Origin of the sequence: Streptomyces sp. NPDC089915, assembly GCF_040684675.1 — a bacterium.
Taxonomy (GTDB): domain Bacteria; phylum Actinomycetota; class Actinomycetes; order Streptomycetales; family Streptomycetaceae; genus Streptomyces.
In genome coordinates this window covers 1-8,954 of the sequence record NZ_JBFBGN010000204.1, presented here as the reverse complement: position 1 = coordinate 8,954, position 8,954 = coordinate 1, and the positions used below count along the sequence as shown (strand labels likewise).

The 8,954-nt window shown below is 71.7% G+C and carries 8 protein-coding genes and 1 pseudogene; 2 read left to right on the top strand and 7 right to left on the bottom strand.

From position 1 onward, the window contains the following. Positions 1-102: pseudogene (locus AB0O29_RS32910) on the top strand (ATP-binding protein); the annotation flags it as partial. 153 nt (positions 103-255) lie between these two features. Here AB0O29_RS32910 and AB0O29_RS32905 read toward each other — a convergent pair. Further along, positions 256-456, bottom strand: coding sequence for an acyl-CoA carboxylase subunit epsilon (locus tag AB0O29_RS32905; protein ID WP_045951512.1), 201 nt, complete (start codon positions 454-456; stop codon positions 256-258). Between the two features lie 24 nt (positions 457-480). Further along, positions 481-2,064 carry an acyl-CoA carboxylase subunit beta gene (locus AB0O29_RS32900; RefSeq protein WP_365159183.1) on the bottom strand — a complete coding sequence of 528 codons (1,584 nt, stop codon included), beginning with the start codon at positions 2,062-2,064 and terminating at the stop codon, positions 481-483. Positions 2,065-2,314: 250 nt separating this feature from the next. On the opposite strand from AB0O29_RS32900, the gene AB0O29_RS32895 reads away from it, so the two are divergent. Beyond that, positions 2,315-2,935 carry a YceI family protein gene (locus AB0O29_RS32895; RefSeq protein WP_365159180.1) on the top strand — a complete coding sequence of 207 codons (621 nt, stop codon included), beginning with the start codon at positions 2,315-2,317 and terminating at the stop codon, positions 2,933-2,935. Between the two features lie 19 nt (positions 2,936-2,954). Here AB0O29_RS32895 and AB0O29_RS32890 read toward each other — a convergent pair whose 3' ends face one another. From AB0O29_RS32890 to AB0O29_RS32870, 5 genes are all read right to left on the bottom strand, one after another. Further along, on the bottom strand, positions 2,955-4,325 hold the full coding sequence (locus tag AB0O29_RS32890; protein ID WP_365159177.1) for a hypothetical protein: 1,371 nt from the start codon (positions 4,323-4,325) through the stop codon (positions 2,955-2,957). 70 nt (positions 4,326-4,395) lie between these two features. Continuing rightward, on the bottom strand, positions 4,396-6,018 hold the full coding sequence (cimA, locus tag AB0O29_RS32885; RefSeq protein ID WP_365159174.1) for a citramalate synthase: 1,623 nt from the start codon (positions 6,016-6,018) through the stop codon (positions 4,396-4,398). Positions 6,019-6,350: 332 nt separating this feature from the next. After that, on the bottom strand, positions 6,351-6,965 hold the full coding sequence (locus tag AB0O29_RS32880) for a TetR/AcrR family transcriptional regulator (RefSeq protein ID WP_365159171.1): 615 nt from the start codon (positions 6,963-6,965) through the stop codon (positions 6,351-6,353). Between the two features lie 36 nt (positions 6,966-7,001). Beyond that, positions 7,002-8,057, bottom strand: coding sequence for an agmatine deiminase family protein (locus tag AB0O29_RS32875; RefSeq protein WP_365159169.1), 1,056 nt, complete (start codon positions 8,055-8,057; stop codon positions 7,002-7,004). An 18-nt stretch (positions 8,058-8,075) separates the two neighbouring features. Continuing rightward, positions 8,076-8,954 (bottom strand): urease subunit alpha (locus tag AB0O29_RS32870; protein ID WP_365159166.1); only part of this gene is annotated, 879 nt, incomplete at its 5' end.

Sequence of the window (8,954 nt, the reverse complement as noted above, 5' to 3'; positions counted from 1 at the left end):
CCCGACGCACCCATCATCACCACCGACGCCCGCCACCGCGGCGACGCCAAGAGCGCACTCATCACCCTCGTCGAACACGCCCTCATGGCACGGCTCCGGTAACCGGTACGCAGCCTCGGAAGGCCCCCGTGCTCCGGCACGGGGGCCTTCCGCGTACCCGGTCGCGCGCAGGGCGCCCGTACCCGTACGCGGGCGCATACGGCGAAGGCCCCGCACCGTGGATACGGTGCGGGGCCTTCGGACGTGCGCTGCTGCTCAGCCCTGCCAGCTGTGCGGGGCCTGGAAGCCCCGGCTGCGCTCCAGGCGGCGCCAGCCGGCGGTGGAGCGGCGGGTGGGGGCGGCCTCCTCGGGGGTGGCGGCGGCGCGGGCGAGCAGGATCGCGGTGATCGCGGCCAGCTCCTCGGGCGCGGCGTTGCCCTTCTCGACCTTCAGCAGGGTGTCGGTGGCGGTGCTCATCGTCGGCAGGTCTCCTCAGCTCGTTTACTGCGGCGGGTTGCCGTGCTTGCGAGACGGCAGATCGGCGTGCTTGGTGCGGAGCATCGCGAGGGCGCTGACGAGCACTCCGCGGGTCTCGGCGGGGTCGATGACGTCGTCGACGAGGCCGCGCTCGGCCGCGTAGTACGGGTGCATCAGCTCGGCCTTGTACTCCTTGACCATCCGCGCGCGCATGGCCTCGGGGTCCTCGGCGTCCGCGATCTGCTTGCGGAAGATCACGTTGGCCGCGCCCTCCGCGCCCATGACGGCGATCTCGTTGGTGGGCCAGGCGTAGGTCAGGTCGGCGCCGATGGACTGGGAGTCCATGACGATGTACGCGCCGCCGTAGGCCTTGCGCAGGATCAGCGAGATCCGCGGGACGGTGGCGTTGCAGTACGCGTACAGCAGCTTGGCGCCGTGGCGGATGATGCCGCCGTGCTCCTGGTCGACGCCCGGCAGGAAGCCGGGGACGTCCAGCAGGGTGACGATCGGGATGTTGAAGGCGTCGCACATCTGGACGAAGCGCGCGGCCTTCTCGGAGGCGTGGATGTCCAGGACGCCGGCGAGGTGGCCGGGCTGGTTGGCGACGATGCCGACGACCTGTCCGTCCAGGCGGGCGAGGGCGCAGATGATGTTGCGGGCCCAGCGCTCGTGGATCTCCAGGACGTCGCCGTCGTCGACGAGCTCCTCGATGACCTTGAGCATGTCGTACGGGCGGTTGCCGTCGGCGGGGACCAGGTCCAGGAGGACGTCCGAGCGCCGGTCGACCGGGTCGGTGCTCTCGTGGACCGGGGGGTTCTCGCGGTTGTTCGAGGGGAGCATCGTGATGAGGTAGCGGACCTCGGCGATGCAGGTCTCCTCGTCGTCGTACGCGAAGTGCGAGACGCCCGAGGTCTCGGCGTGCACGTCGGCGCCGCCGAGGCCGTTCTGGGTGATCTCCTCACCGGTGACGGCGCGGACGACGTCGGGGCCGGTGATGAACATCTGCGAGGTGTCCCGGACCATGAACACGAAGTCCGTCAGCGCCGGGGAGTACGCGGCGCCGCCGGCGCAGGGGCCGAGCATGACCGAGATCTGCGGGATGACGCCCGAGGCCCGGGTGTTGCGCTGGAAGATGCCGCCGTAGCCGGCGAGGGCGGAGACGCCCTCCTGGATACGGGCACCGGCGCCGTCGTTGAGGGAGACCAGCGGGGCACCGGCCGCGATGGCCATGTCCATGATCTTGTGGATCTTGGTGGCGTGGGCCTCGCCCAGGGCGCCGCCGAAGATGCGGAAGTCGTGGGCGTAGACGAAGACCGTACGGCCCTCGACGGTGCCCCAGCCGGTGATGACACCGTCGGTGTAGGGCTTCTTGGCCTCCAGGCCGAAGCCGGTGGCCCGGTGCCGGCGGAGCTGCTCGACCTCCCGGAAGGAACCTTCGTCGAGCAGGAGCGCGATGCGCTCGCGGGCGGTCAGCTTGCCCTTGGCGTGCTGCGCCTCGGTCGCGCGGTCGCTGGGGCCGCGCCGGGCCTCCTCGCGGAGGGAGTGCAGCTCGGCCACGCGCCCGCGGGCGTCCGTCGGCTCGCTCGGAGTCTGGTCCACAACGGTCATGTACCGACCTTACGAAGCCGGGCCCGCAAAACCCTCCGTTGGTTCCGCACAGTCTCGGGCGCCTCCGGCTGTGCGGGCCGGACAGAACCGCCGGAGCATGCATGGACTCCCCCAGTGGGGACCTTCGGCCTTTGTGGAAGTTCCACAAAACCACACCCGAACGAGTGATGTAGTTGAAATTTGAACGGAATAGCTCTAGCGTTGCTCTTGTTGAACTTTGAACCAAACCGAGACTTCCCCGGAGGACGTCATGGCTCTCTTCTCCCGCCGCACCCGCACCGCCGCCCCCGTCCAGGAGAGCGCGGTCGCCACGCTCGACGTCGACCCCGCGCTCGCCGCGCTCACCGGTGACTACGTCATCGACGCCGGCCACAGCAGCATCGGCTTCACCGTCCGCCACGCGATGGTGACCAACGTCCGCGGCGCCTTCGGCGAGCACGAGGGTGCGCTGCACCTCGACGGCGGCGACCCGTCGCGCTCCACCGCCTCGATCGACGTCAAGATCGCCTCGGTGAACACCGGCATCGCCGACCGCGACGCCCACCTGCGCGGCGGTGACTTCTTCGACGCCGAGGCCTTCCCGCTGATGAGCTTCCGCTCCACCTCGGCGGCCCGCGTCGGCGGCGACACCTACCGCATCAGCGGCGACCTGACCATCAAGGACGTCACGCGCCCGCTCTCCATCGACCTGGAGTTCGCCGGCTCGGCCACCGACGTGTACGGCAACGAGCGCGTGGGCTTCGAGGGCTCGGCGGAGATCCTGCGCTCCGACTGGGGCCTGACCTGGAACGCCGCCCTGGAGGCCGGCGGTGTGATGGTCAGCGACAAGGTGAAGCTGACCTTCGACATCTCGGCGATCAAGCAGGCCTGACCGGAGCCCCCGGGGGCGGCTACCAGCCGCCCCCGCCGTCGAATCCCCCGCCCCCGTCGAAGCCGCCACCGCCGCCGAAGTCCCCGCCGCCGAAGTCGGACGGGTTGAAGTCGGCCCCGGAGACGTCTCCGCCCTCGAACCCTCCCCCGCCCGTACCGCCGCCGAAGTCGGAGGCGTAGGCCGGAGTGGACATCATCGACCCGAGCATCGTGCCCATCAGCAGGCCGGGCAGCATGCCGCCCCCGAAGTAGCCGCCCGCCCAGGGGCCGTAGGCCGGGCCGGCGTCGTAGTAGGGGCGCGGACCGTACTCGGTGTCCACGGTGCGCACCGCCGGGTCCAGGCCGTCCTTCAGCCGGACGGCGTCCGCCGCGCAGACCGGCACCGTACGCGCCGCCCCACCGGGCGGGGCCCACTGCGCGTCCTCGGTGCTCGGCCCGTGCCGGGGGTCGAAGAAACAGGGCGCGCGCCGCTCGGGCACGGGCTCTCCCCGCCGCCGGGCGTCGAGGCTGGCGAGCGCGTAGCGGCCGTCCTCCAGCGCCTGGGTCACGCCCTGGACCTCCTCGGGGCGCTGCACCGAGGCCATGATCTGCTTGGCCCGTTCGTAGGAGTCGAGCCCCTGCTCGTAGTCCTTGCGCATGGCGTCGTCCGCGCCGGGCTCGCCGGGGTGGAAGTCGAGCCGTTCGAGTTCCTCGCCGAAGGCGGTGATGTCCTCGTCGACGACCACGCTCAGCCTGGCGATGGCCTCCCGCCGGGCCTCTTCCTTCTTCTTCCGGTTCCGCTTGACCAGCAGGTAGCCGCCCCCGCCGCCGAGTACGGCCACCGCTCCGAGGGCGATCAGCGTGCCGGCGGAGGATCCGCCGTCGCCGCCGGCCCCGCCGCCCCAGGAGGCCGGGGCGTGGCCCTTCAGCTGCGGGAGGGCCTGGTCGACGAAGTTGTTCAGCTCGGTCGCGGCGTCCACGGTCCCGCCCGCCTTGACCGCGTCGGTGAGGTTGCGCACGGCGTTGCGGGGCATGACGGCCGGGTCGGCCCCGGCGTTGAAGCCGTCGCCGAGCCGGATGGCGTAGAGCCCGGTGACACCGGTCTCGGTGCGGACGGTGCGCAGCACGCTGTCGGCGGGGAAGGCCGTGGTGGCGGGCAGCACGGCGACGAACAGCGGCTTGCCGGCCGCCTTGATCTTCGCGGCCAGGGCGTCCGCCTGGACCTGCGACAGCTGTGCGGCGGCCCCGGGGTCCACGTAGACCGGGCCCTTCTTGAGCGCCTCCGCCACCGCCGCGGTCCCGCCGTCGGCCGCGACCGCGGCGGGGGCGCCGCCGAGCGCCGCCACGGACAGGGCCAGCAGCAGACCGGACAGCAGCGATCCCACGCGTACGGATATCAGCCTGGTCCTCATGACGACGACGCTACCCGAACCGGACCTTTCCCGTGTGAGCCGGGCATAAGGGCCGGGGGCGGTCCGGGGGCTACTCCGCCGGTTCGACGCCCGCGTGCAGGAGGCCGTAGGTGTAGGCGTCCTCCAGGGCCTGCCAGGAGGCGGCGATGACGTTCGGGGCGACGCCCACGGTGTTCCATTCGCGGGTGCCGTCGGTGGTGGCGATCAGGACGCGGGTCGTGGACTCCGTGCCGTGCTTGCCCTCCAGGATGCGGACCTTGTAGTCGATCAGCTCGAACTTGGCCAGCTGGGGGTAGAAGCGCTCCAGGGCGACGCGCAGGGCCCGGTCCAGGGCGTTGACCGGGCCGTTCCCCTCGGCGGTGGCGACGATGCGTTCGCCCTTGGCCCACAGCTTGACCGTGGCCTCGTTGGCGTGGGTGCCGTCCGGGCGGTCCTCGACGATCGCGCGCCAGGACTCCACGCGGAAGTACCGCCGGGCCCGGCCCTCGGCCTCGGCGCGCAGCAGCAGCTCGAAGGAGGCGTCGGCGGCCTCGTAGGTGTAGCCGGCCAGCTCGCGCTCCTTGACCCGCTCGACCACGCGGGCGATCAGGGCGCGGTCGCCGCCGAGGTCGACGCCGAGCTCCTTGCCCTTGAGCTCGATGGAGGCACGGCCGGCCATGTCGGAGACCAGCATGCGCATGGTGTTGCCGACCCGCTCGGGGTCGATGTGCTGGTACAGGTCGGGGTCGACCTTGATCGCGGAGGCGTGCAGGCCCGCCTTGTGCGCGAAGGCGGAGACACCGACGTAGGGCTGGTGGGTGGAGGGGGTGAGGTTGACGACCTCGGCGATGGCGTGGGAGATGCGGGTCATCTCGGCCAGCGCGCCCTCGGGGAGGACCGTGCGCCCGTACTTGATCTCCAGCGCGGCGACGACGGGGAAGAGGTTGGCGTTGCCGACGCGCTCGCCGTAGCCGTTGGCGGTGCACTGGACGTGCGTGGCGCCCGCGTCGACGGCGGCGAGGGTGTTGGCGACGGCGCAGCCGGTGTCGTCCTGGGCGTGGATGCCCAGGCGGGCGCCGGTGTCGGCGAGGACCGTGGAGACGACCGCGGTGATCTGCGCGGGCAGCATGCCGCCGTTGGTGTCGCAGAGGACGACCACGTCGGCGCCGGCCTCGTGGGCGGTGCGCACGACGGACTTGGCGTACTCGGCGTCGGCGCGGTAGCCGTCGAAGAAGTGCTCGCAGTCGACGAAGACGCGGCGGCCCTGGGAGACCAGGTAGGAGACGGTGTCGCGGACCATCTCCAGGTTCTCGTCCAGGGTGGTGCGCAGGGCGAGCTCGACGTGCCGGTCGTGGGACTTGGCGACGAGGGTGATCACCGGCGCGCCGGATTCCAGGAGGGCGCGGACCTGCGGGTCCTCGGCGGCGGAGCCGCCGGCCCGGCGGGTGGCGCCGAAGGCGACCAGCTGGGCGTTCTTGAACTGGATCTCGGCCCGGGCGCGGGCGAAGAACTCGGTGTCGCGGGGGTTGGCGCCGGGCCAGCCGCCCTCGATGAAGCCGACTCCGAAGTCGTCCAGGTGCCGGGCGATGGCCAGCTTGTCCGCGACCGTGAGGTTGATGCCCTCACGCTGGGCACCGTCGCGCAGGGTGGTGTCGAAGACGTGGAAACCGTCGTCGAGTGCCTCTGCCGGCGCAGTCGCCTCTGTCGTCGTCATGCTGATCTGACTCCTGTCGGATGAGTGGTTCCGGAGACCGGGGATCCACTGCCCCCATCATCGCGCGCCGCCCGTTTCCGGCATGATTTCGGGCCGGGAAACGAAAAAACCTCTCGCGGGTGCGAGAGGTCTGCGCGCGGGTCTGAGGCACGGTGCCCGCTGCCGCGGAGGTTTTCCACGGTTCAGCGGTCACAGAGGACCGGCGCGCTGCTGTCCATAATCATGAGCTGAGCAGACACGCTCGCAGTGTGTCACACGCTCCACCGCCCCTGGACGCCGGTCTCAGCATGCGGGCAGCCACCGTCCGGCAGGCGGCCCGCGGCCGGAAACCCCTAGGCCGCGAGGGTCTGGGTGAGGAATTCCCGTACGTGTTCCAGGATGTCCTCGCGCCCTATGCCGGGCAGGCCGACGGCCACCTGGATGCTGAACCCGTCGAGCAGGGCCCGCAGCCGGGCCGCGAAGCGGTCGGGGTCGACCGCGCGGAACTCCCCGCGCGAGATGCCCTCGGCGAGGAGGGCGACCAGGTCGCGGTGCCAGGCTCCCTCGATGGCGGCCTGCCGGTCGCGTTCGCCCGGACCCGCGTTCTGGGAGCGGTTCCAGACCTCCAGCCACAGCGTCCAGTGCGGGTCCCGCGCGCCGTCGGGCACGTACAGGTCCACGTACGCCCGCAGCCGCTCGCCCGCCGGCTCGCGGCGCGAGAGCAGGGACCGGCGCCGGGCGCCGAGCTCGGCCTCGCTCCACTCCAGGGTCTGCAGCAGGAGCTCGTCCTTGCTGCGGAAGTAGTAGAGGAGGTGGCCGCTGCTCATGCCGACCTGCCGGCCGAGGCCGGCCATGGTCAGCCCGTCGAGGCCGCGCTCGGCGATCGTGGCCATGGCGGCGACGAGTACGGCCTCGCGCGGGGGCGCGTTCTTGCGCGCCGCCCGTACCGGTACTCCGCCCGCCGCCATGGTCACTCCTTCGTCAGATCACGGAGCAGCCCCGGGTCAGACCTTCGGCTGCTGCTGGGTGATGCAGTGGATACCGCCACCCCCGGCGAAAATCGTACGTGCGTCAACGAGGGTCACGGTCCGCTCGGGGAACAGACCGCGGAAGATCTCGGCGGCCTCCTCGTCGCGCGGGTCGTCGAAGGAGCACAGGACCACGCCGCCGTTGCAGAGGTAGTGGTTGATGTACGAGTAGTCCACCCACTCGCCGTCCTCCTCCAGCACGGTCGGCGCCGGGATCTCCACGACCTCCAGCCGCCTGCCCTGCGCGTCGGTGGAGGAGCGCAGGATGGCCGCGATGGTCTTGCAGCGCTCGTGGTCCGGGTGGGCCGGGTCGGGCTGGGTGTGGACCATGACCACGCCGGGGCGGGCGAAGGCGGCGACGATGTCGACGTGGCCCTGGGTGCCGTAGGTGCCGTAGTCGCCGGCCAGGCCGTAGGGCAGCCAGATGGCCTTGGTGGTGCCGAGGTGGGCGTGGATCTCCCGCTCGACCTGCTCGCGGGTCCAGTCGGGGTTGCGGCCCTTGCCCAGCTGCACGGTGTCGGTGAGGAGCACGGTGCCCTCGCCGTCGACGTGGATGGCGCCGCCCTCGTTGACCAGCGGGGTGCTGAAGGTGCGGGTGCCGACGATGTCGGAGATGTGCCGGGCGATCTTGGAGTCGTGGTCCCAGCGGGCCCACTCCTGGGCGCCCCAGCCGTTGAAGGTCCAGTCCACGGCCGCCAGCTCGCCGGCCTCGTTGGTGACGAAGGTCGGGCCGATGTCGCGCATCCAGGCGTCGTCGAGGTCGCGCTCGACCAGTTCGACGTCGTCGCCGACGACGGCGCGGGCGCTGTCGGCGTCGCCCGGGGAGACGACGAGGGTCACCGGCTCGTAGGCGCGCACCGCGCGGGCGACGGCGCCCCAGGCCTGGCGGGCCTCGGCGAGCTCCTGCTCGTTGGTGAAGGTGGGGTTGGGGCTGGGCCAGGCCATCCAGGTGCGCTCGTGGGGGGTCCACTCGGCGGGCATCCGGAAACCGTTGGCGGCGGGCTGGGCGGGGTTCGCGGGCTGTGCGTTCATGGCAGGTCCTAACGGGCTTTACAGGAAGTACAGGCGGTTGAGGGAGACCGAATCGGCCGGTTCGGAGCGCAGCGGTTCCCCGTCGAGGGAGACGAGTCCGCTGCGCGCGTCCACATCGACCGCGCCCACCCGGGAGTTGAGGAGCATGTCCTTGGGGCCGATGCCGCGGGTGCCGCGTACGGCGACGCGCCGGCGGCGGGTCGGCATCTCGTCGGAGCCGAGGGCCGCGGCGGCCGCGGAGACGAAGGCCACGGAGATGTCGGCGGCCGTGGCCCCGTAGGAGCCGAACTGCGGTCCGAGGACCAGCGGCTCGCAGGTGTCGGTGGCGGCGTTGGGGTCGCCGGTGACGCCGTAGGCCGGGAAGCCGGACTTGAGGACGAGCTGCGGCTTGGCGCCGAAGAACTGGGGGCGCCACAGCACGATGTCGGCGAGCTTGCCGGTCTCGATGGAGCCGATCTCGTGGGCGAGGCCGTGGGCGATGGCCGGGTTGATGGTCAGCTTGGCCATGTAGCGCAGGACGCGGGCGTTGTCGTCGCCCTCGCCGTCGCCGTCGAGGGGGCCGAGCTCGCCCTTCATCTTGGCGGCCATGGCGAAGGTGCGGCGGACGGTCTCCCCCGCGCGGCCCATGCCCTGGGCGTCGGAGGAGGTGATGCCGATGGCGCCCAGGTCGTGCAGGACGTCCTCCGCGCCCATGGTTCCGGCGCGGATGCGGTCGCGGGCCATGGCGGCGTCGCCGGGGAGGTCCGGCTTGAGGTCGTGGACGGAGACGATCATGCCGTAGTGCTCGGCGACCGCGTCCCGGCCGAAGGGCAGGGTGGGGTTGGTGGAGGAGCCGATCACGTTCGGCACGCCGGCCATCTTCAGGACGTTGGGGACGTGCCCGCCGCCGCAGCCCTC

Coding starts and splice junctions, on each gene's coding strand:
- AB0O29_RS32905 (WP_045951512.1), bottom strand. CDS start 456: ATGAGCACCGCCACCGACACCCTGCTGAAGGTCGAGAAGGGCAACGCC.
- AB0O29_RS32900 (WP_365159183.1), bottom strand. CDS start 2,064: ATGACCGTTGTGGACCAGACTCCGAGCGAGCCGACGGACGCCCGCGGG.
- AB0O29_RS32895 (WP_365159180.1), top strand. CDS start 2,315: ATGGCTCTCTTCTCCCGCCGCACCCGCACCGCCGCCCCCGTCCAGGAG.
- AB0O29_RS32890 (WP_365159177.1), bottom strand. CDS start 4,325: ATGAGGACCAGGCTGATATCCGTACGCGTGGGATCGCTGCTGTCCGGT.
- cimA (WP_365159174.1), bottom strand. CDS start 6,018: ATGACGACGACAGAGGCGACTGCGCCGGCAGAGGCACTCGACGACGGT.
- AB0O29_RS32880 (WP_365159171.1), bottom strand. CDS start 6,965: ATGGCGGCGGGCGGAGTACCGGTACGGGCGGCGCGCAAGAACGCGCCC.
- AB0O29_RS32875 (WP_365159169.1), bottom strand. CDS start 8,057: ATGAACGCACAGCCCGCGAACCCCGCCCAGCCCGCCGCCAACGGTTTC.